The 20,054-nt window shown below is 58.8% G+C and carries 22 protein-coding genes; 5 read left to right on the forward strand and 17 right to left on the reverse strand.

The genetic code is table 11. The features are described 5' to 3' along the window. Positions 1-64 precede the first annotated feature (64 nt). Positions 65-283, reverse strand: coding sequence for a hypothetical protein (locus tag AAE029_RS05315; protein ID WP_371071761.1), 219 nt, complete (start codon positions 281-283; stop codon positions 65-67). Positions 284-348: 65 nt separating this feature from the next. Then, a complete protein-coding gene (locus AAE029_RS05320) occupies positions 349-597 on the reverse strand; it encodes a hypothetical protein (protein ID WP_371071762.1) in 249 nt (82 codons plus the stop codon). Positions 598-672: 75 nt separating this feature from the next. Here AAE029_RS05320 and AAE029_RS05325 point away from each other — a divergent pair, with 75 nt between their 5' ends. Further along, the gene (locus AAE029_RS05325; RefSeq protein ID WP_371071763.1) at positions 673-1,608 is read left to right on the forward strand and encodes a LysR family transcriptional regulator; all 936 of its coding nucleotides are present in this window, start codon (positions 673-675) and stop codon (positions 1,606-1,608) included. A 108-nt stretch (positions 1,609-1,716) separates the two neighbouring features. On the opposite strand, the gene AAE029_RS05330 is transcribed toward AAE029_RS05325, so the two are convergent. The 7 genes from AAE029_RS05330 to AAE029_RS05360 form a co-directional block, all read right to left on the reverse strand. Then, complete coding sequence (locus AAE029_RS05330) at positions 1,717-3,720, reverse strand: ASKHA domain-containing protein (RefSeq protein WP_371072102.1); 2,004 nt, start codon at positions 3,718-3,720, stop codon at positions 1,717-1,719. 39 nt (positions 3,721-3,759) lie between these two features. Next, positions 3,760-4,104: a hypothetical protein gene (locus AAE029_RS05335; protein WP_371071764.1), complete on the reverse strand. Its 345-nt coding sequence runs from the start codon at positions 4,102-4,104 to the stop codon at positions 3,760-3,762. Then, a complete protein-coding gene (locus AAE029_RS05340) occupies positions 4,101-5,066 on the reverse strand; it encodes a methyltetrahydrofolate cobalamin methyltransferase (protein ID WP_371071765.1) in 966 nt (321 codons plus the stop codon). The genes AAE029_RS05335 and AAE029_RS05340 overlap by 4 nt, the downstream gene beginning before the upstream one ends. A 95-nt stretch (positions 5,067-5,161) precedes the next feature. After that, positions 5,162-6,274, reverse strand: a complete 1,113-nt coding sequence (locus AAE029_RS05345) for a methylenetetrahydrofolate reductase (RefSeq protein ID WP_371071766.1) — start codon at positions 6,272-6,274, stop codon at positions 5,162-5,164. A 3-nt stretch (positions 6,275-6,277) separates the two neighbouring features. Further along, the gene (locus tag AAE029_RS05350; RefSeq protein WP_371071767.1) at positions 6,278-6,859 is read right to left on the reverse strand and encodes a methylenetetrahydrofolate reductase C-terminal domain-containing protein; all 582 of its coding nucleotides are present in this window, start codon (positions 6,857-6,859) and stop codon (positions 6,278-6,280) included. Continuing rightward, on the reverse strand, positions 6,849-7,151 hold the full coding sequence (locus tag AAE029_RS05355; protein ID WP_371071768.1) for a virulence factor: 303 nt from the start codon (positions 7,149-7,151) through the stop codon (positions 6,849-6,851). The genes AAE029_RS05350 and AAE029_RS05355 overlap by 11 nt, the downstream gene beginning before the upstream one ends. A 349-nt stretch (positions 7,152-7,500) precedes the next feature. Continuing rightward, on the reverse strand, positions 7,501-8,139 hold the full coding sequence (locus AAE029_RS05360; RefSeq protein ID WP_371071769.1) for a DUF1638 domain-containing protein: 639 nt from the start codon (positions 8,137-8,139) through the stop codon (positions 7,501-7,503). A 20-nt stretch (positions 8,140-8,159) separates the two neighbouring features. Here AAE029_RS05360 and AAE029_RS05365 point away from each other — a divergent pair, with 20 nt between their 5' ends. Continuing rightward, positions 8,160-8,318, forward strand: coding sequence for an entericidin (locus AAE029_RS05365; protein WP_371071770.1), 159 nt, complete (start codon positions 8,160-8,162; stop codon positions 8,316-8,318). Between the two features lie 218 nt (positions 8,319-8,536). Here the strand turns inward: AAE029_RS05365 and AAE029_RS05370 are convergent, their stop codons facing one another. Beyond that, positions 8,537-9,238: a corrinoid protein gene (locus AAE029_RS05370; RefSeq protein ID WP_371071771.1), complete on the reverse strand. Its 702-nt coding sequence runs from the start codon at positions 9,236-9,238 to the stop codon at positions 8,537-8,539. Positions 9,239-9,552: 314 nt separating this feature from the next. Between AAE029_RS05370 and AAE029_RS05375 the strand changes: the two genes are divergently transcribed. Together AAE029_RS05375 and AAE029_RS05380 are read left to right on the forward strand one after the other, a co-directional pair. Beyond that, positions 9,553-11,133 (forward strand): trimethylamine methyltransferase family protein, encoded by a 1,581-nt coding sequence (locus AAE029_RS05375; protein ID WP_371071772.1) that lies wholly within the window; start codon positions 9,553-9,555, stop codon positions 11,131-11,133. Between the two features lie 101 nt (positions 11,134-11,234). Further along, a complete protein-coding gene (locus tag AAE029_RS05380; RefSeq protein ID WP_371071773.1) occupies positions 11,235-11,924 on the forward strand; it encodes a ferredoxin in 690 nt (229 codons plus the stop codon). 14 nt (positions 11,925-11,938) lie between these two features. On the opposite strand, the gene AAE029_RS05385 is transcribed toward AAE029_RS05380, so the two are convergent. From AAE029_RS05385 to AAE029_RS05415, 7 genes are all read right to left on the reverse strand, one after another. Next, entirely contained in the window at positions 11,939-12,658 is a 720-nt protein-coding gene (locus AAE029_RS05385; protein WP_371071774.1) for an AAA family ATPase, read from the reverse strand. Between the two features lie 266 nt (positions 12,659-12,924). Further along, on the reverse strand, positions 12,925-13,275 hold the full coding sequence (locus AAE029_RS05390) for a hypothetical protein (protein WP_371071775.1): 351 nt from the start codon (positions 13,273-13,275) through the stop codon (positions 12,925-12,927). After that, on the reverse strand, positions 13,272-14,288 hold the full coding sequence (gene bmt, locus AAE029_RS05395) for a betaine--homocysteine S-methyltransferase (RefSeq protein WP_371071776.1): 1,017 nt from the start codon (positions 14,286-14,288) through the stop codon (positions 13,272-13,274). The genes AAE029_RS05390 and bmt overlap by 4 nt, the downstream gene beginning before the upstream one ends. A 47-nt stretch (positions 14,289-14,335) precedes the next feature. Further along, positions 14,336-15,409 carry a glycine betaine/L-proline ABC transporter ATP-binding protein gene (locus AAE029_RS05400; protein WP_371071777.1) on the reverse strand — a complete coding sequence of 358 codons (1,074 nt, stop codon included), beginning with the start codon at positions 15,407-15,409 and terminating at the stop codon, positions 14,336-14,338. Beyond that, positions 15,402-16,313 carry an ABC transporter permease gene (locus AAE029_RS05405; protein WP_371071778.1) on the reverse strand — a complete coding sequence of 304 codons (912 nt, stop codon included), beginning with the start codon at positions 16,311-16,313 and terminating at the stop codon, positions 15,402-15,404. The genes AAE029_RS05400 and AAE029_RS05405 overlap by 8 nt, the downstream gene beginning before the upstream one ends. A gap of 247 nt (positions 16,314-16,560) precedes the next feature. Then, a complete protein-coding gene (locus AAE029_RS05410) occupies positions 16,561-17,559 on the reverse strand; it encodes an ABC transporter substrate-binding protein (protein ID WP_371071779.1) in 999 nt (332 codons plus the stop codon). Positions 17,560-18,257: 698 nt separating this feature from the next. Continuing rightward, positions 18,258-18,401, reverse strand: a complete 144-nt coding sequence (locus AAE029_RS05415) for a hypothetical protein (protein ID WP_371071780.1) — start codon at positions 18,399-18,401, stop codon at positions 18,258-18,260. Positions 18,402-18,599: 198 nt separating this feature from the next. Here AAE029_RS05415 and AAE029_RS05420 point away from each other — a divergent pair, with 198 nt between their 5' ends. Continuing rightward, the gene (locus AAE029_RS05420; protein WP_371071781.1) at positions 18,600-20,054 is read left to right on the forward strand and encodes a cobyric acid synthase; all 1,455 of its coding nucleotides are present in this window, start codon (positions 18,600-18,602) and stop codon (positions 20,052-20,054) included.

Consider the following 20,054-nt stretch of genomic DNA (forward strand, 5'->3'; position numbering starts at 1 on the left):
GTTCAAACTGTCCGGGCGGCACCGTCAATCGCGTGCCGCCCTTGATCTTCAATCAATGTCGCAATCATTGCATGGTCCTGCGAGCCTCATCCTCGTAGGCAGTAGGCCAGCCGATATCTTTGCGGATTTCGAAAGGCATGGACTCGATTTCCCGCTGCGTTTGCCAGCGGTGCCAGCGCCTTGCCAGTTTTCGGGCAAAATCGAAAACATGCGTAGAGCTGCTCTGCGTGGGAACAAGGGAAGCCGGTCCCTTTCCAGTGCTGATGTAGTGGATCGTCGTCATGTCAGGTTCCTTTCGGGTCGAAGCCAAAAGGGTCGCGACCTTTCGGCTACTGATATGCTCACGGCTTACCCATCAATCAAGGTAATGGATCTTATGGGTGTGATGAAATTTCTTGAACTGTTCGCCGAAACATAACGGGCTCGCTTTGTCAGCGCAGGGTCCATCGGCAGGCCGAGGGCGTTGACATCATCCAACAGGTGTTTCGGCAGCAGGTTCATTTCGCGCTGGGTTCGCTGCATTGCCGTTTGCTGGCGCTGCCGTGCGCGGTAGAGACGAGCAAACTGCAATACGTCGTGAAGTGCTATTCCAGTCATCACAGCCTCCTTGGGAAGACTCTCTGATTTCGTTATCCGCTAATATGCTCCCGCGTTGACTTTCAGACAAATGAAATGATATGGTCCTTAAGTTCAGAAATATTGAAAGATATGGCCATGAACATTCCCTTCCGTCGCCCCCTTCCGCTGCTTGACAACGAGATCCTGAGGACCTTTGTCGCAATTGCGGAAACGGGAAACTTCTCGACCGCTGCGGATGCAGTGCTGCGTACCCCTTCGGCCGTTTCGATGCAGATCAAAAAGCTCGAGGAACAGCTCGGCGCTACGCTCTTCTTGCGTGATGCACGTTCAGTGAGCCTGACGCATCACGGTGAGATGCTTCTTGCCTATGCCCGCAGCATTCTGGCGCTGTCCAATGAGGCGGTTTCGCGTTTCATCATGCCTGAGCTCAGCGGCGTCGTGCGGCTTGGCGCTCCGGACGATATCGGTGAACGGCTGCTGCCGCATATCTTGAAGAGTTTCGCAGAGACCTATCCGAGCATCATGGTGGATGTCGTCGTCGACATGAGCATCAATCTGAAGAAGCGCATGGAGGAGCAACGGCTGGATCTGGCGCTGATCAACTGTGCGACACGGCCGTTTCCGACTGATGGCGAGGTAATCTATACCGAACGACTGGTCTGGGCCGGGGCAAAGTGTGGCACGGCGCACCGCCGGGATCCGCTCCCGATCTCAATCTGGGAGGAGGGATGTATCTGGCGATCCGAAGCGCTGGCGCAGCTTGAGAGAAACAAACGGCCCTATCGTGTTGCCTTTCTGAGCGCCCATACCATGGCACAGCGCGCCGCGGTTCTTTCGGATCTGGCCATAGCGCCGTTCCCGCGCTCCTACGTTACCGAGGATATGCGAATTCTCGGGCCCAACGAAGGTCTGCCGGAACTGACTTCCTTCGACATCCGCCTGCTGACCGCATCGCAGCTCAGCGGTCCGATGCAGGCTGTGGCAGACAGCATCCGTTTCGCCTTTGTCGAAATTGCGCGCGCCGCTTGAATTGACTGCGGGAAGTTAGGGCGGTTCAGCTTTTCGCAGGACCGCTCTAATCTTTTGTTTTTACCCAGTTCCGAAGGAAAATCGCTTCGCATTTTTTCTGGAATTGCTCTATTCGCGGCTGCGACGCCGCCTGCGGCCCCCACCTTCGCCCGCAATATCATCGCTCTGCATCCTGCGTTCCGGGAGCTTGACGACCTTGGAGAGCTCCGGAAAGGCGTCGACCTTGTTCGGCAAGGCCATGGCATGGACGAAATGCTGCTGAAACCTTGATTCCAGCGCCGTCTCCATCTTCTCGATTTTCCTGACCGTCTCCTCGATCTCGCGGCGGTAGCCCCGGTTGAGGAGTGCCATGCGTGCGCCGGTGCCGGCAGCGTTTCCGACCGCCTTCACATGATCGAGGGCACAGTCCGGAATGAGACCGAGGATCATTGCATATTTCGGATCGATGAAGGTGCCGAAGGCGCCGGCAAGCCCGATGCGATCGACGTGACCGACTCCCTGCTTCTCCATCAGTAGCTTGATGCCGGCATAAAGCGCCGCCTTGGCGAGCTGGATCGCGCGGACATCGTTCTGCGTCACGGTGATGCGCGGCTCGCCATCATGAACCAGGTAAGAGAAGGTGCGGCCGTTCTGGATGATGCGGGGCGAGCGCGTCGCAAGCGAGCCATCGACGACGCCGTCTTCGGAAATGATGCCTGCGAGGAACATTTCGGCGATCACCTCGATAATACCGGAGCCGCAGATACCGGTGACGCCGATCCTGCCGGCCGCTTCGGCAAAGCCCGGTTCGTCCGACCAGGGATCGATGCCGATGACACGGAAGCGCGGCTCCAATGTCACAGGATCTATGCGGATCCGCTCGATGGCACCGGGGGCGGCACGTTGGCCGCTCGAGATTTCCGCGCCTTCGAAGGCAGGTCCTGTCGGTGAAGAGGCCGCGACGACGCGTTCGCGGTTGCCAAGGACGATTTCGGCATTGGTGCCGATATCGACAAGCAGCATCATCTCGTCCTGACGGTGAGGACCTTCCGATAGGGTTGCAGCAGCGGCATCCGCGCCGACATGGCCGGCAATGCAGGGGAGCATATAGACGCGCGTGCCGGCATTCATCGAAAGGCCAATCTCGGCTGATCTCAGTTGAACAGCGCCGGAGACGGCAAGCGCGAAAGGTGCGCCTCCGAGTTCCGTCGGATCGATGCCGAGAAAGAGATGATGCATGATCGGATTGCCGACGAAGACGGCATCAAGAATGTCGGTGCGTGATACGCCGCCATCGGCGCAGACCTTGTCGATCAATCCGTTTAAGGCTTCCCGAACGGCATTGGTCATCGCCTCGCGCCCGTCCGGGTTCATCATGACATAGGAGACACGACTCATCAGATCCTCGCCGAAACGGATCTGCGGGTTCTGCGTTCCGGCTGACGCGACCGTCCTGCCCGAAAGCAGTGACGAGAGGTGCATAGCGATCGTCGTGGAGCCGATATCGCAGGCAATACCATAGGCCCCATTCTTCAGGCCGGGATAGAGCGCGACGAGACGCGGTCGATCGTTCTCGTGATCCTTATGGATAGCGGCGGTTACTTTCCATTCGCCCTTGCGCAGAACGGACTGCACCTGCGGGATCAAATTGAAATCGACTTCGAGGTTCTCATATTTCCAATCGGCGGCAATTGCCGCCCTCAGCCGATCGAGATCGCCGAGCGGCTTGTGCATGTCCGGCTCATCCACCTCGACGTAGCACATGTGAACGGCGGCATCGCGGGGGATGGCGCGCTCGTCAGCAGCCTTGCGCACCACCTGCGCGTTGATGACCGTGTCCTGCGGGATATCAATGACGAGGTCACCCAGGATCTGGGCGGAGCAGGATAGCCTGCGCCCCTCCGGCAGGTCCCGTACCGATGCGTAACGCTGCTCCTTGGGGCCGATCGGCGACAGATGATCATTGGCCGATACGATCCTGTGCTTGGCAAAATGGCCTTCCTGAACCGATACCTGGCACCGCCCGCAAGTGGCGCGTCCACCGCACACGCTTTCGACATAGACGCCAAGCTGGCGTGCTGCTTCCAGCACCGGCGTTCCGACGCGGAAACGGCCACGCTTGCCGGAAGGCATGAAGAGGACGAGCGGATTGGCACTGTCTTCGGCCACGGATCAGGCTTTCTTTCTCGACAGCCGGCGCGCATTGGAGCGGACACGCTTGCTGTAGGGCTTCACGGCAGATCCGACGACGGCGTCAGCTGCACGCTGCGACGAACGCGCGGTCGAGGTCATAGTGAAAACCCATTGACTGTAGATCTGCAGGTTGGCGGCCATGGCACTTTCCGCCGCAGCCGCCAGCTTCTCGGTCACCATGCGGTGAAATTCTGCGATGTTGCCCGTTCCACCTGATATCATGACCGTCGCCATTTCCTGCATCCTGATAGCGACGACGAAGGGCGCCTGAAACCAGAGCGTTGCAAGGTCATGTGAAAGACGGCGGCTTGGCAACATGGTCATTCCCTCGCTGCTGCGATACCGGCGCGTGCCGCGCGTCCACCGCGACGTCCGCCGCCGGCAGAGGGTGCGGGCGAAGCCGCAGCGACATGGCCGCCTTCAGCCGGTTTGTAGTCGCGGTAGGTCATGATCCAATTGGTGCAATTCGGATCAGTGCCATTCAGAACATTGGCGGCGCGGACGGCCTCCATCTCCTGCGGTCGGCAGGGGTTCATGATTGCCGATGTCATACCGGCGCCAATCACCATCGGGATAAAGCCGGCATTGATGCCGTGGCGATGCGGCAAGCCGAAGGAAATGTTGGAGAGGCCGCAGGTCGTATTGACCTTAAGCTCTTCCCGCAGCCGGCGCAGCAGCGCGAAGACCTGCAAACCCGCCGTGCCCATGGCGCCGACCGGCATGACGAGCGGATCGACAACGATGTCGTGTGGTTTGATGCCGTGATCAGCGGCGCGCTCGACGATTTTCTTGGCAACGGCGAAGCGGACGTCTGGATCGGTGGAAATACCGGTCTCGTCGTTGGAGATCGCAACGACGGGCACATCGTACTTCTTGCAGAGCGGCAGGATCGCTTCAAGCTTCTCTTCCTCGCCGGTCACCGAGTTAACAAGGGGACGGCCCTTGGCGACCTTCAGGGCGGCCTCTATCGCTGCCGTCACCGAGCTGTCGATCGACAGCGGCACATCGACGAGACCCTGGACGATCTCGAGCGTCTGCACCAACAGGCCCGGTTCGGTCTCGTTCGGATTGACGGAGGTCACGCCCGCATTGACATCGAGCATCGTCGCGCCTGCGGCCACCTGCTCGAGTGCATCTTTGATCACGGTATCGAAATTACCTTCAATCATTTCAGCGGCGAGCTTCTTGCGCCCGGTCGGGTTGATCCGTTCGCCGATCACGCAAAAGGGTTGATCGAAGCCAATGATGATTTCGCGGGTAGCTGATGCAACGATAGTGCGCGTCATTTCTGATCCTTTGGTCAGGGGCACGATAACGACGGTCTATCGTGCCGCAACAAGTGTTACAAGCGGGCCGCGATCCGCGCCCGTGCGGGTATGTCTCAATGCGTTGGCGGATGATGAGGCTGGTGATGCGCGGCTATTTCCGCCATCTCCTGCTGGTTTTCTTCCTTGCCTTCGCGGATATGTTCGAGGCGTTCGGCAACCAGCGCATCGCTGCGGCTGGTCTCGCGCTTCCATGGCCGGCGCCCCTTTAGGACACCGGAATCATGCACCATCTCGGCAACATATTCCTCCTGGCGGTAAGCCATGACATGGATGCCGGACACGCCCTCGATGTCCTTCACCTCGTTGATGATGTCGATGCAGAGCTGCTTGCCTTCCTTTTTCTGATCCTGTGCACCCTCTATGCGCTTGATGATCTCATCCGGAATATGGACGCCCGGAACGTTGGAGCGCATCCAGCGGGCCGTTCTTGCCGAAGCAAGCGGGCCGACGCCGACGAGAATGAAGCACTTCTCATGCAGGCCTAGGTCGCGCACTCTCTTCATGTAGTCGCGGAACATCGGCACATCGTAGCAATACTGGCTCTGGACGAACTGCGCGCCGGCTTCGATTTTCTTGGCGAGGCGGAAGGGCCGGAAATCATAGGGTGGTGCGAAGGGATTGATCGCCGCACCGAGGAAGACCCGCGGCGGCGTGGTGAGCTTGCGGCCGGAAAGAAATTTGGAGTTATCGCGCATGATGCGGACGGTCTCGAGCAGCGACATGCAGTCGAGATCGAAGACCGGCTTGGCGCCCGGCTGGTCACCGGCCTGCACGCCATCGCCCGTCAGGCACAGAATGTTGCAGACCCCCATCGCCGCCGCACCCAGCACGTCGCCCTGGATGGCGATACGGTTCTTGTCGCGGCAGGCGATCTGCATGATCGGCGCATAGCCCATTCGCGTCAGCAGCGCGCAGATGCCGACCGACGACATGTGGCAATTGGCGCCGGAAGCGTCGACGGCATTGATGCCGTCCACCCAGCCGTCGAAGACCTCCGCACGCTCGTAGACGTCCTCCGGATCGGCGCTATCAGGCGGATTCAACTCTGCAGTAACGGCGAACTCGCCCCGCCGCAGGACGCGTTCCAGCCGCCCAAGCGAAGAATGACCGGGCAGGGGATCGAGTGGCAGGTGAGCGCCAAGGGGATTTTCATCGATATGCGCCATGGATCACGCTTCCTTCTTCGCCGCATCGCGTGCGGCGGCTGCCTCCGCCGTAACACGCAGCCATGACGAGGTTTCGCGCAGCGACTGATTCACCGGCTTCTGCACATTCATGATCGCATCACCCTTCATCATGTTGCGTGAGCCATTCCACGCCTGTACCCAGACGCAAGGCATGTCCGGCTCGACCTCGCAATTGCCGTTGGCCCGCACGCCGCCGCAGGGGCCATTGCGCAATTGCTTGGGACAGTTCATCGGACAGGACATGCCGGTCGAGGAAAGCACGCATTGACCGCACATGCGGCAATCGAAAAGGAAGCCCTTCACGTTGCGTTCAACGAAGGTGATCGGCCGTTCGACGCGACCATAGCCTATGGCATTCCAAACGGGATGCAGCCAAAGAAACGCTTGGGCAAACCGCCGGTAAAACCACTCCAGAAAGCGCGAATGGCGGACTGCCCAGAGCCGCACCGTATATTTGTGCCGCGCGCGGCGATTCGGCGAGACGCCCGAAGGCGTATAGGCGCCCGTCGCCGCTTTGGCCGCGGGGGCCGCATTGCCGGGCCTCTGTCTTTCCTCAATCGCCATCGCGGCCTCCGGCCTTGACGAGTGCGACCAGTCGCTCCCTGTCGTAGGCGGCTTCGAGTTCGGCGGCGGCCTTGTCGGCTTCAGCCTCCAGATCGTCGGAGACCGGCATCGGATCGGCCTTACGCCATTCGGCGAGATAGTCGTCGGTTTCCGACGCCCCGGTGCGCATGGCGCACATGTCGATCGCCTCGGTAAAGCGCAACGACAGCTCACGCTTGGCCGTCTTGCGCCCCTGCTTGATAATGACCTGTGCGGGGATATCCCGCCAATAGACGACAATGCGATCCGCCATGCCGAACTCTCCTCTTTCATGCACAATGCACGTCCGTTCACGTAGGGACTTGGCCCGGCACGACGCGACCCATACCGAAATACGACGTGCCTTCCATCAGCCCTAGAGCCGGGTGACTTCAGGTCGATTCGACCTGAAATCTGAATCCGTCACTAAATCAAAAAGTGATAGCGGGATGTCGCCCGAAAGCCGCGCACGCTTTTCGGCATCCCGCCCTAAAGTGATTTCGCCATACATCGATGCGTTCATGGCCTAAGGCACATTTCCGCTGAATTTCAAGCGATTTCCAGGACGGGACGGATGGTGTGACGGATACGGCGAACGCGCTGGCCGATGTCATATCAGATGGTCAGATGGTGACGAGCTCGCGGGCAAGATCGCCGTAGCCGGTGAAGCGATATTCGTAGTCGAGGCCGAGATAGGCGGCAGCTTCCTTCGCCTTCCGCTGCAGATCGGGATCTTCCTCCTGCGAAAGGTAGATCACCTTGCGGTAGTTGCCGAAATACATCTCCTTCAGTTCCGGATGCCGATCAAGGCCGAGAGGCTCGATGACAAAGGCTTCGAACTGGCGGGCCAGGAAATCGGTGAGGAAGAATGAGGTCACGTCCTGATCCCAGCGGGCGGCAAAATCCTCGTTGCCCGAGAAGAAGGAATAGCAGTGAGGCCCCGACAACCGCTCTATGCCTTCGCGCTCGCAGATCTTGTCAATTGCACCGCCAGTGCCGCAATCGGCATAGCCGATGAAAATCTTGTCGAAGCCGCGGGAGCGGGCCGCTGCAATGGCATTTTCCAGTGCCGGCGCGATCTTTTGCGGATAGGAATGATAGATGGCCGGAAGACAGTGCAGGTCGATATGGTCGAGGTTGTTCAGCCTAATAATCGCCAATATTTCACGCGCAATTGCGCCGCACGCAATTACATGAACTTTTAGTAGAGTCGGGCGTTTATCGCGTTGAGCGCAAACCGCTTTTTCTGAATCACAACCCATTTGCAAAAGGATCCCTGATCATGACTGCATCGACCATCGTAAGAATCTGCGCCGCATGCCTGGTTGTGTTAGAGCTTGCTGCCTGTGCCAACACGATCCGCGGCATGGGGCAGGACACCGCCAACGCCGTCAACGCAACGCAAGGCGCCGGGCACCGGGTCTCAAGGGCGGCAAGATAGTCCTGTCTTAAATAAGAATCGGCCGCATGGATTTCCATGGGGCGATGGTCCGCTGGAGCAGGATGCCGAAAACTGTGTGCGGATTTCGGCATCCCGCTTCTACTTTGTGATTGAGAGGCGGCGGATGCAGAATTCAGGTCGACCTGAAATCATCCAGCTCTATTGTTTTCATGCATGTCGTTGCCGCAAAACCGCTGCACACTTTTGCGCGACATGCATTAGGCGCCAGCCGCGAGCCTGTTGTGCTTGCGCTTCATGAAATCCTTGGCGGTTTCCACGGCAACGGCGGCATCTCGGCAGTAGGCATCCGCACCGACGGCCTTGCCGAATTCCTCGTTCAACGGCGCGCCGCCGACAAGTACGACATAGTCATCGCGCATTCCCTTTTCTTTCAACGTATCGATCACGACCTTCATGTAGGGCATCGTCGTCGTCAGCAGCGCCGACATGCCGAGAATGTCCGGCTGTTCGCGTTCGATCGCGTCGAGATAGTTTTCGACCGGATTGTTGATGCCGAGATCGACGACATCAAAACCGGCGCCTTCCATCATCATACCGACGAGGTTCTTGCCAATGTCGTGAATGTCGCCCTTGACCGTGCCGATCACCATCTTGCCGAGCTTGGGAGCGCCGGTCTGGGCAAGTAGTGGGCGAAGAATGGCCATCCCCGCCTTCATCGCATTGGCGGACAACAGCACTTCCGGAACAAACAGGATGCCGTCGCGGAAATCGATGCCGACGATGCGCATGCCTTCGACAAGTGCCTCCGTCAGCACATCGTAAGGCGCCCAGCCGCGATCGAGCAGAATGCGTGTGCCTTCCTCGATCTCCTCCTTCAGCCCATCATACAAGTCGTCATGCATCTGCTGCACGAGTTCTTCGTCAGAAAGTTCAGCGAGAATGATTTCGTCGTCCGACATGATTGGCTTCCCGTTGGCGCGATGCTTCGTGAATAGGATTGAGCAGACTGCCCGAACAAGAGTTAAACCTCAATCGTATCAAAATTCTTTTCGAAAGCGACGTCACGCAGATAAATAGCGACCATTTTTTCGCGCATGCAGTTGCCGCAGAACCGCTGCACAGTTCTGCGCGACATGCATTCACGGCGCTTGTTTGGGCTCGCGAAATGTCTGTCCTATGCTAATGACTGGCGCATAAAGGAACGTCCGGCGGCAGGAATCGGCTAGCATGCGGGCAATAATGGGCGCTTCGGGCGCAAGAGTGAGGAAGCATCATGGACGAGACGACTGAGCAGACGGCAGGTGCGGGAGAGGGCGGCGGACGCCGCTCACGTGGGGAGGGGCGTGGTGCTGCGGCACGGCGCGCATCGCGCAGTGGCGGCGGGCCTGGCCCATCGCGTCCCTACATCACACGCAGGATCGGCGTCTACGAAGTGCTCGATGAAGAAGGTCTTTCGCTGATCGAGCGCAATGCCGACACCGTGCTCGAAGAAATCGGCATCGAATTCCGCGATGACGCCGAAGCGCTCGCTCTCTGGAAGGAAGCCGGCGCCGAGATCAAGGGGCAGCGCGTGCATTTTCCAAAGGGCCTCTGCCGCGAACTTCTGAAGACCGCACCCAGGGAATTCACGCAATACGCCCGCAACCCGGAGCGCAGCGTCCACATCGGCGGCAAGGCGACGGTGTTCGCACCCGTCTACGGTCCTCCCTTTGTCCGCGACCTCGACGGCAAACGCCGTTACGCCACGATCGAAGATTTCCGCAATTTCGTGAAGCTCGCTTATATGGCGCCGTCAATGCATCACTCCGGCGGGACGCTTTGCGAGCCGGTGGATATACCGGTCAATAAACGCCATCTCGATATGGTCTACAGCCACATCAAGTATTCCGACAAACCCTTCATGGGATCGGTGACCGCGCCGGAACGGGCCGAAGACTCGGTCAAGATGTGCAAGATCGTGTTCGGCGATGATTTCGTCGAAAACAACACAGTGCTGATCAACCTCATCAACGCCAATTCGCCGATGGTCTTCGACGAGACCATGCTGGGTGCGGCCAAGGTCTATGCCCGGCACAATCAGGCGACCGTGCTTTCGCCTTTCATCCTATCGGGAGCCATGAGCCCGGTGACGGTCGCAGGCACGCTGACGCAGATCCTGGCCGAAGTGCTGGCGGGCGCCGCTTTCACACAGCTCGTGCGCAAGGGCGCGCCGGTGCTGTTCGGCACGTTCGCCGCCTCGATCTCCATGCAGTCGGGCGCACCGACCTTCGGCACGCCGGAGCCATCGCTGGTTTCCTATGGTGCCGCACAGCTCGCCCGCCGTCTCGGCCTGCCGTTCCGCACAGGCGGTTCGCTTTGCGCCTCCAAGGTTCCGGACGCGCAGGCGGCGCATGAATCGGCCAATACGTTGAACATGACGCTGCTTGCCGGCACGAATTTCGTGCTGCACGCCGCCGGCTGGCTCGAGGGTGGCCTTGTCAGCTCCTACGAGAAGTTCATGATCGATCAGGATCAACTCGGCATGATGCAGAAGATGGCAGAGGGCATCGATCTTTCAGAAAATGGCCAGGCGCTCGATGCCATTCGCGAGGTTGGCCCCGGCAGCCACTATCTCGGTTGCAGCCATACCCAGGCGAACTTCCAGACCGCCTTCTACCGTTCGGCCCTTGCCGACAACAATTCCTTCGAACAGTGGGAAATCGAGGGCGAGAAGCGTATCGAGCAACGCGCCAATGCGCTGTGCCGCTCTTGGCTCGACCACTACGAAGCGCCGCCGCTCGATCCGGGTATCGATGAGGCGCTCCAGGAATATATCGGCAAGCGCAAGGAATCGATGCCAGACGCCTTCACCTGAAGGGAGCCCGATCCCGCCAGGGAGCAAGGCGGTGCCGCGCGCGTTGCCGACCTGATCCAGAAAGAAGTCTGGCGGCCGCACTATCAATATCAGGGGCCACGGTGAGCGGCGGCCCCGACATTCTTGCGGAACTTGACGCGGCGCTGAGGTCGTACGGTATTTTCGTTCGAGGCACGGCCTGCTTCACAGAGAACGAGGAAGCACCGACGCTGATAGATGGCGGCAGGGCGCAAAGCGTCGTTCTGCTCGGCAATATCGGCGGTTCGATCTGGGCACCGTTCAAGCGCTGGCGGCAGTTGCCGGAAAATTCCGGCACTCCCCACCCGCTCGATACCTGGTCAAAGGCTATCATCCGACCGCTTGCCGAAGCCCTTGGGGCGTCCGCCTATTTTCCATCGGATCCACCCTGGCAACCATTCCAGCAGTGGGCGATGAAGGCTGAGGGCCTGCAAGCCTCGCCGCTTGGCATTCTGATTCATCCCGAATACGGCCTTTGGCACGGTTATCGCGGGGCGTTGGGTTTTGGCTTCCCGATCACCGGAATGTCCGCAATCGCTGCTGGAGACCATCCCTGCGACCACTGTCCGGAAAAACCCTGTCTTTCGGCCTGTCCGGTCGACGCCGTAACACTTGCGTCCTTTGCCGTGGCATCCTGTCGCTCGCACCTCGCATCACCACAGGGCAGAACAGGATGCATGCAAACGGGATGCCTTGCGAGAGATGCCTGCCCCGTCGGGGCAAGCCATCGCTATGGAAAGGAGCAGCTTCTGTTCCACATGGAAGCGCTATAATCGTGCCCCTGAAATCAGGCAGCCTGCTTGACAGCCACCGGTTGTTTCCGTGAAGGTCTTGCGCGCAGTGCCTTCGGCGGGACGAGGCGAAGGATCTCCTCGGCGAAGATCCGCGCATTTTCCTGAGCCTTGTCGAGATTGCTGACCTTCTGGGGATCCATCGTGTAGAGGGTGCCGCCGCTGCAGAAAATATCGCGGTAAGCCGCCCGCTCGATGAGCGGAGTGTCCAGGACGTTCACTTGCCGTTCGGCCAGAAGCATCTTCACGGTCTGCAGAGAACGCGTGGTGATGATCGAATTGATGCGCGTCAGAACGACGGAATGCGGGATGCTGATGCCGCACTGCGCCGAGAGTTCCTTGAGGATTTCGAGTACCTGAGCGCCGCCGACGGCGTCCATCGCGCATCCCTGGACAGGAACCATCACATGATCGGAAAGGCCGATGGCCTTTGCGAGCAGCGGGGTGCGCCCGCCGGGGAGATCGATGATGACGTAGCCGGCCTTTCGCTTAAGCTCCTTGACCTGCTGCTCAATGGTTTCTTCCGTCACGCCGGAGATGACTGCAAGGTTGGAAATTGCGCCGGACAGCCCATGCCAGCGAGTGGTCCACTGCTGAGGATCGGCGTCGAGCATGGTCACGCGGTGACCGCTGCGGATTAATTCATTAGCGAGAATGAGGGCAACGGTGGTTTTTCCGGCGCCGCCTTTAGTATTTGCAAAAGTAATGACAGGCATCTTTTTACCTCTGAAAGCAAAGCTGAATGCGCGATCATCGCTTGGTTAACGCACCTCAAGAGGCATGGTGCTGAGAAGGCATCCTTGTTAAATATGGTTAATAAGTAATGAAAGAATCGCTCGCCGACGCAGTTTAAACGGGCGTTCCGTTAAGATTTATGGCGAAGTGGCCATTATCGGTGATCCGTTCGACAAGCGGATCGTCCGCCCGTTAATTCAGAGCGTGATGCGGGCGAAAAACCGCGCACACTTTTCCTCATCCCGCTCTAGAGTGGCGATTTAGGGTAGGCTCGCTCCAGCCCGCCAGACCGCGTAAACCCGGTCCAGAAGGCCGTATAGACCGGATGCTGACTAGAGCGGCCTGCCTCCATAAATCGGACCTGCAGCCGGGCAGGGGCAGTGGCACCCAGCCATTCGCCGAGTTTTTCTAGCTTCAGCGTATTGAGGAAGCGCGCACCCGTGGCCATGTCCAGATGTCGGTGCAGTCCCTCGATCAGGCTATCGTCCTGAGCCGCATTCTCCATGAGAAGACACAGAAAGGACTTGTCCTGATCGCTCAGAGCATCAAGCTTTGCGGCGACGGTATCGCGATCGGGAAACGGCACAGATCCGGTCATCCGCGCCGCCGCGCTCTCTCGCGTGCGGGAGCAGCGCCGCCTTCATCGGCCGTCTTGTTGCGCAGGGGTCCGATCTTGTCGATGATGGTCTCAAGCGTCGGCCGGAGACCCGGCGTATAAGCGTCGAGCGCCTGGCGCATTGCTGCAAGATGGCCGCAGGACGTGCCGCAGCAGCCGCCGATGATCCTGGCGCCGGCATCGCGGGCGAGCCTGGCGTATTCTGCCATCAGTGGCGGTGTCCCGGAGTAATGGATTTCGGCGCCGCGATATTCGGGTATGCCGCAATTGCCCTTGACGATTACCGCTGCGTTTGGATCGGCATTGGTCATGTCGAGCAGGCTCGACAGGATGTCGGATGCGCCGACACCGCAATTGGCCCCGACCGCAAGCGGGCCTTCGCCGATGTCACCTGCAACCCCGAAGATATCCTTCGGATGCAGACCCATCATTGTCTTACCGGCCGTATCGAAGGAGCCGGTATAGGTGTAAGGCAGGCCGACCTTGACGGCGGCTTCCGCGGCGGCACGAATTTCGTCCGGCGAAGACATGGTCTCGATCCAGGCGACGTCGACGCCGCCTGCCTTCAGACCCTCCATCTGCTCGGCGAAGGCGGCCACAGCATCCTCATAGGAGAGGGCACCGAGCGGAATCAGTAATTCCCCTGTCGGGCCGACGGAGCCGGCAACGATCACTTTACGGCTGGCCTTGTCCGCAACGGTCCGTGCAATCTCTGCCGCTCTCTTGTTCAAGGCGTGAACGCGATCCTGCGCATGATGCAGCTTCAGACGGTGCCTTGTGCCGCCAAACGTATTGGTGAGGATGATATCAGCGCCGGCGTCGACGAAATCCTGATGCAACTTCGTGATCCGTTCGGGATGGGTTTCGTTCCAGAGTTCCGGTGCTTCGCCTGCTTCGAGACCCATCGCGAAAAGATTGGTTCCCGTGGCGCCATCCGCCAGCAACACGCCTTTTTCGGCGAGCAGATCGGAAAGCGGATTGGATGCAACGGTCATGGCAGATCCTTGAGCGATAGGGGTTCCAGGGCGATATAAAGAAAGCGTTATATAGCCGCAATGGCTGGATTGGAAGAATGAACAGTTGGTGCAGTGCCGGTCGTCGGTGTCACCATGGCAGCGATGATCGTCTGCAGGTCGATCGTGCCCACCGGCTTGCCACCATCGTCCGTCACAAGCGCAAAGGCCTGGCCTGCTTCGGTCATCTGTTTGGCGGCGGTTTCCAGCGTCGCATTTCCAGCAATCGGCAAGCCCTGCGCCTCACCAGAAAGGGGCTTCATGATCGTCTGTGCCCGCAGGACCCGAGCGCGATTGACCTCCTTTACGAAGGCGCTGATGTAGTCGTCGGCGGGCTTCAGGACGATCTCCTGACCGCTTCCTTGCTGGACGACCCTGCCGTCGCGCAGAATCGCGATCTTGTCACCGAGACGAAGCGCCTCGTCGAGATCGTGGGTGATGAAAACGACGGTCTTCTTCAATTCCTTCTGCAAGTCGAGAAGCACGGTCTGCATGTCGACCCGGATCAGCGGGTCCAGAGCCGAAAAGGCTTCGTCCATCAGCAGGATATCGGCATCGTTGGTCAGCGCCCGGGCAAGTCCCACGCGCTGCTGCATGCCGCCTGAAAGCTGATTTGGGTAATGATTCTCGAAGCCATTCAGCCCGACGCGATCGATCCAGTGGCGACCCTTCCTCTGGCTTTCATTACGCGGCACACCCTGAATCTGCAGCCCGTAGATCGTGTTCTCGATCACAGTGCGATGCGGCAGCAACGCGAATTTCTGAAACACCATCGCGGTCTTGTGGCGACGGAATTCGCGAAGCTCGATCTCGCTCATCCTGCAGACATCGACACCGTCATAGAGAACCTCGCCAGTGGTCGGCTCGATCAGCCGGTTGATGTGGCGGATGAGGGTCGATTTGCCCGAGCCCGAAAGCCCCATTACCACAGTGATAGCACCACCCGGCATGTCGATGTTGATGTCCTTCAGGCCCAGCACATGCCCATGCTTCTCATTGAGTTCGGCCTTGCCGATGCCGCGCTTCACAAGGTCGACATAGTCACCGCCACGAGGGCCAAAGATCTTGTAGAGATTCTTGATCTGAATCGCGTGACTAGCCATGGATGACCTCCGAATGCTTCTGAAGCCGCTTGCCATAGGCTTGGCTGGTGCGGTCAAAAATGATGGCGATGGCAACCAGTGCAAAGCCGTTCAGGAAACCGAAAGTGAAGAACTGATTGTTGATGGCCTGCAGGGTATTCTTGCCAAGTCCGCCCACGCCGACCATCGACGCCACCACGACCATAGCGAGCGACATCATGATCGTCTGGTTGATGCCTGCCATAATGGTCGGGAGCGCCAGCGGGATCTGAACGTTGAACAGCTTTTGCCGGTGCGATGAGCCGAAGGCGTCGGCCGCTTCCAGCACCTCCTTGTCGACAAGGCGGATACCGAGATTGGTAAGCCTTATCATTGGCGGCACTGCGTAGATGACGACCGCGATCAGACCTGGCACTTTGCCGATGCCGAAGATGACAACAACGGGGATCAGATAGACGAAGCTCGGCATCGTTTGCATGACATCGAGTATCGGATTGATGATGGCCTGCAGCCGTTCCGAGCGCGCCATCAGGATGCCAATCGGAAGTCCGATGGCGATCGCGATGATGGTGCAGACGGTCACCATGGCAAGGGTCACCATCGTATCGTTCCAGAGGCCGCAATAGCCGATGAGCATCATCGAGATCGCCGTGCCGATCACGATCTTGACGTTGCGGCTGGCGAGATAGACGACAGTGAGCATGATCGCGAGGATGATGATCCAGGGTGTGCTGACGAAAAGACGTTCGAGGAAATTGAGGAAGATCTGCAACGGTTGGATAAGAGCGTCGATGACGTTGACATAGCTGCGCACGAGGGCTCTGAAGCCGCCGTCGATATTCTTGCGCGCCGTAAGGATGATCTCGTTATCGAGTGCCGGAAAATTGCAGAGCACATCCGGCAAATAGGTACATTGCAAAGCCATCACTTTCCCCTTTTGTCCGGTTTGTGCTCGCCTTGTCCGTGTGGCCAAGATCGGGCGAGCATAGCATGACCGGGACCGGTTTCTCCGGCATGAACATTCCGTCTACAACACTCTCGGCTCGTGCCTTTTTCTGTTTGCGACCTGCAGTTCGCCTCCATGCCGTGTCGGGAATGCTGGCTGCCGGATCAGCCGAAAACGAACGGCGGCAGACAGACCCGCCAGCCGCCGTTCGTTGACGCGGCTCCTATCAAAGAGCGGCCTTGACCTTTTCGGCGACATCCGGCGAGACCCATTTCGTCCAAAGATCCGGATAGGTCTGCAAGAAATGCTTGGCGGCGTCTTCGTTGGTGGCCTGGTTCTCGTCCATCCAGGCAAGCACCTTGTTGACGGTGCCATTGTCCCACTTGCGGGTTTTGACGTAGTCCATGGCGACATTGGCCTTTTCGGAGAAGGCCTTGGTCACTACCGTGAAGACATCTGTATCCGGATAGTTGTTGACCTTCGGGTTGGGGCAGTCCGGAATCGCCGTGCAAGCATCCCATTCCTTCTTGTCGAGCGGCACGTCGAAGGAAAGCTTCGTCATCTCGTACTTGCCGAGGATTGCGGTCGGAGCCCAATAATAGCCGAGCCAGCCGATCTTCTTTTCGAAGGCGTTGGCGATAGAACCATCGAGACCCGCGCCCGAACCGGTATCAACCAGCGTGAATCCGGCCTTTTCGGCACCGAGCGCCTTAAAGAGGTTGGCGGTCGAAATCTGGCAGTTCCAACCCGACGGGCAGTTATAGACGGCCCCCTTGGACGGATCTTCCGGCGCGGGGAACAGTTCCGGATGCTTGAGTGCGTCCTGGACGGTCTTGATCTCTGGGTTGGCGTCAGCCAGGAACTTCGGAATCCACCAACCTTGGACGCCACCATCGCTCAAGATCGGGGCAACTTGGATCAGGCGGCCGTCAGCGATGGCTTGATCCAGAGCGGTCCGCACCGCGTTGGTCCAAAGCTCCGGCGCTATGTCGGGCTCGCCTTTCTCATTCATCGAGGCGAAGGTCGGCTGCGTATCGCCGGTGACCAGCGTCACGGCGCAGCCGTAACCGCTTTCGAGGATGATCTTGTCGACATGGGCGGCGACACCGGCGGACGCCCAGTTCATTTCGGCGATCGAGACGTCGCCGCAATCGGCAGCCTGCGTCGAGCCAGCCACGGCCCAGGCGCCTGCTACGATGAAAAGGGAAGCGATCAGCTTCTTCATGTTGTCATGTCTCCCAGTGTTCTCGTTAACGAGGCGGATTGAACAGGCAATGTTTCATCCCCAATCCTGTCAGTCCTATGAAGGGCCCACCAGCATCCACAACCGCTGCGGCTGCACGGTTCCCGTTTTGGGTACGTTATCTTTCTCGTTAAGCACTTATGCGTTCGCAGGTGCTTTGTGTACCGACGGTAAGCAGCGTAAGGATTCAGGTGGAGAAATCAACCACCTGCCCGAATGTCCGACGTTGATCAAAGGATCGATAACCGCTTGAATAAGCCTGATTTCTGCTATTCCCGGCTGCAAAATGGGCAGGAGGCGCCGACTGCTGCGGCTTAGGCAGATAATGACGAAAAAGTCACGTCTGAGAGAGACCTCTGATGTTCCGTTCGCGTCTTCAGCAAGACAGGGAAAAAGCGGAAAATTTTGAAAAAAATCGGAAATTGCTCGTCGTTTTGGGACGCCAATAACTCTCCGGTAAGAATGTGCCGCTATCAGTTGGCACGCAGCGGCTGCAACCGCTGTTCTCCGGATCAGGTATTGCGTGCCGGAGAAGCGGGTTCCACAAGCTTTGGAGAGCGAGCCCAGCGTTCGAACGCAGCAGGGATGCGTTGGAAAGTCTGAAATCCAACGTGCCGCCCTTCAGGCCGAGTGCGCTTTTTGCTTTCTCCAAATCTCCCCATTTCGGTGGCGATTGATACTCAGCCAGGATTATAGGTGCGGATGAGACCGAGCGTGCCGAAGCGGATGTCTAGTTCCTGCATGCGGCTCTGGCGCTTGTGCTTCGGTAGTTTGGCATCCCAGACGATCTGAATCGAATTTCTGTTATTGAAGATGTACAGCATGGATGTGCCGGTCGTCTGCCTTTCATTTGATTTGCAGCGGAGATAATGCTGTTTCAGGTGTGAAAACAACGAGGGAAATCGCCATCGAATGTCGCAAATTGACTATTCATCGACCCAAGATCCTTCCGCATCTGCGCGATCGAAGAGGGCGCGGCGTCAGGGATCATCTGTCATGCTCCTGTCACTGGATAGAAGCCGATGACCAGGGCGATCATGCTGCAGGGAACCGGCTCGGATGTCGGAAAGACGATACTGGTCGCAGGGCTTTGCCGGCTTGCTTCCATGCGAGGCCTGAAGGTCAGGCCGTTCAAACCACAGAACATGTCGAACAATGCGGCGGTGGCCGAGGACGGCGGCGAGATCGGCCGGGCGCAATGGCTGCAATCGCTTGCAGCGCGGGTCCCATCCTCGGTCCACATGAACCCGGTGCTCTTGAAGCCACAATCGGAAACTGGCAGCCAGATTGTCGTGCAGGGAAAGGTCTGGGGGCAGGCGAAGGGTCGTGATTATCAGCGTCTGAAGCCGCAACTGCTCGACTTCGTCATGGAGAGCTTTGCGAAGGTCAGCGAAGGCAGCGATCTGGTTATCGTGGAAGGAGCAGGGTCTCCGGCCGAAATCAATCTCCGGGCAGGCGACATTGCCAATATGGGATTTGCGACATGCGCAGGTGTCCCGGTCGTGCTCGTCGGCGATATCGACAGGGGCGGGGTCATCGCCTCGCTGGTCGGGAGCCACGCCATTCTTCCCGCGACCGACCGCGCAATGATCTCTGGCTATATCATCAACAAATTCCGTGGCGATGTGGCCCTGTTCGACGACGGCATAAAAGCGATCGGCGACTTTACCGGCTGGCCATGTCTTGGGGTTGTACCCTGGTTGAAATCAGCCGGAAGACTGCCGGCCGAGGATTCGGTCGTGCTGGAAAGGCTTGCGCGCGGCAGTCGCAGTGCATTGAAGATCGCTGTTCCGGTGTTGCCGCGCATTGCCAATTTCGACGACTTCGACCCGCTAAGGGCAGAGCCGGACGTCGATCTCGTTTTCGTGCGGCCGGGCGAGTCCCTGCCTGCCGATGCGGCACTGGTCGTTCTCCCCGGATCGAAATCGACCATCGGCGATCTGGCGGATTTGCGTGCACAGGGGTGGGACCGCGAACTTGCTTCCCATGTGCGGCGTGGCGGGCGCGTCATTGGTATTTGCGGCGGCTATCAGATGCTTGGCCGCATGGTCCATGATCCGCTTGGGATCGAAGGCACGACCGCAGAAGCGGCAGGACTGGGGCTGCTCGATATCGAAACCGAAATGGCGCCGGAAAAGACTGTACGCAACAGCAAGGCGTGGTCAGCGGAACATAATGTGCCTCTGTCGGGGTACGAAATTCATCTGGGTATCACGCGTGGCAGCGATTGCGAACGGCCCTCGGCAATTATCGATGGCCGCCCGGACGGTGCGGTATCCGCCGATGGCCGAGTTATGGGCACCTATCTTCATGGGCTCTTCAGCAGCGATGCCTACAGGACAAAACTGCTCGAAAGCTTCGGCCTTTCAGGCGAGCGGACAAACTATCGCCAGGGTGTCGAGGACGCGCTGGACGAGATTGCGATGGAACTGGACAAAGTGCTGAACCGGGATTGGCTGAAGAGCCTGCTGGGCTAG

Source organism: Sinorhizobium sp. CB7, from assembly GCF_041357635.1.
In the GTDB taxonomy this organism is placed as follows: Bacteria; Pseudomonadota; Alphaproteobacteria; order Rhizobiales; family Rhizobiaceae; genus Rhizobium.

Excerpts from the sequence above, each read along its gene's own strand:
- AAE029_RS05335 (WP_371071764.1), bottom strand. The coding sequence starts at position 4,104 with ATGACCATGTTGCCAAGCCGCCGTCTTTCACATGACCTTGCAACGCTC.
- AAE029_RS05405 (WP_371071778.1), bottom strand. The coding sequence starts at position 16,313 with ATGGCTTTGCAATGTACCTATTTGCCGGATGTGCTCTGCAATTTTCCG.
- AAE029_RS05370 (WP_371071771.1), bottom strand. The coding sequence starts at position 9,238 with ATGTCGGACGACGAAATCATTCTCGCTGAACTTTCTGACGAAGAACTC.
- AAE029_RS05340 (WP_371071765.1), bottom strand. The coding sequence starts at position 5,066 with ATGACGCGCACTATCGTTGCATCAGCTACCCGCGAAATCATCATTGGC.
- AAE029_RS05360 (WP_371071769.1), bottom strand. The coding sequence starts at position 8,139 with ATGGGTTGTGATTCAGAAAAAGCGGTTTGCGCTCAACGCGATAAACGC.
- AAE029_RS05355 (WP_371071768.1), bottom strand. The coding sequence starts at position 7,151 with ATGGCGGATCGCATTGTCGTCTATTGGCGGGATATCCCCGCACAGGTC.
- AAE029_RS05385 (WP_371071774.1), bottom strand. The coding sequence starts at position 12,658 with ATGCCTGTCATTACTTTTGCAAATACTAAAGGCGGCGCCGGAAAAACC.
- AAE029_RS05325 (WP_371071763.1), top strand. The coding sequence starts at position 673 with ATGATATGGTCCTTAAGTTCAGAAATATTGAAAGATATGGCCATGAAC.
- AAE029_RS05320 (WP_371071762.1), bottom strand. The coding sequence starts at position 597 with ATGACTGGAATAGCACTTCACGACGTATTGCAGTTTGCTCGTCTCTAC.
- AAE029_RS05330 (WP_371072102.1), bottom strand. The coding sequence starts at position 3,720 with ATGCCTTCCGGCAAGCGTGGCCGTTTCCGCGTCGGAACGCCGGTGCTG.
- AAE029_RS05315 (WP_371071761.1), bottom strand. The coding sequence starts at position 283 with ATGACGACGATCCACTACATCAGCACTGGAAAGGGACCGGCTTCCCTT.
- AAE029_RS05415 (WP_371071780.1), bottom strand. The coding sequence starts at position 18,401 with ATGCTGTACATCTTCAATAACAGAAATTCGATTCAGATCGTCTGGGAT.
- AAE029_RS05400 (WP_371071777.1), bottom strand. The coding sequence starts at position 15,409 with ATGGCTAGTCACGCGATTCAGATCAAGAATCTCTACAAGATCTTTGGC.
- AAE029_RS05390 (WP_371071775.1), bottom strand. The coding sequence starts at position 13,275 with ATGACCGGATCTGTGCCGTTTCCCGATCGCGATACCGTCGCCGCAAAG.
- AAE029_RS05350 (WP_371071767.1), bottom strand. The coding sequence starts at position 6,859 with ATGGCGATTGAGGAAAGACAGAGGCCCGGCAATGCGGCCCCCGCGGCC.
- AAE029_RS05345 (WP_371071766.1), bottom strand. The coding sequence starts at position 6,274 with ATGGCGCATATCGATGAAAATCCCCTTGGCGCTCACCTGCCACTCGAT.
- bmt (WP_371071776.1), bottom strand. The coding sequence starts at position 14,288 with ATGACCGTTGCATCCAATCCGCTTTCCGATCTGCTCGCCGAAAAAGGC.
- AAE029_RS05420 (WP_371071781.1), top strand. The coding sequence starts at position 18,600 with ATGACCAGGGCGATCATGCTGCAGGGAACCGGCTCGGATGTCGGAAAG.
- AAE029_RS05365 (WP_371071770.1), top strand. The coding sequence starts at position 8,160 with ATGACTGCATCGACCATCGTAAGAATCTGCGCCGCATGCCTGGTTGTG.
- AAE029_RS05410 (WP_371071779.1), bottom strand. The coding sequence starts at position 17,559 with ATGAAGAAGCTGATCGCTTCCCTTTTCATCGTAGCAGGCGCCTGGGCC.
- AAE029_RS05375 (WP_371071772.1), top strand. The coding sequence starts at position 9,553 with ATGGACGAGACGACTGAGCAGACGGCAGGTGCGGGAGAGGGCGGCGGA.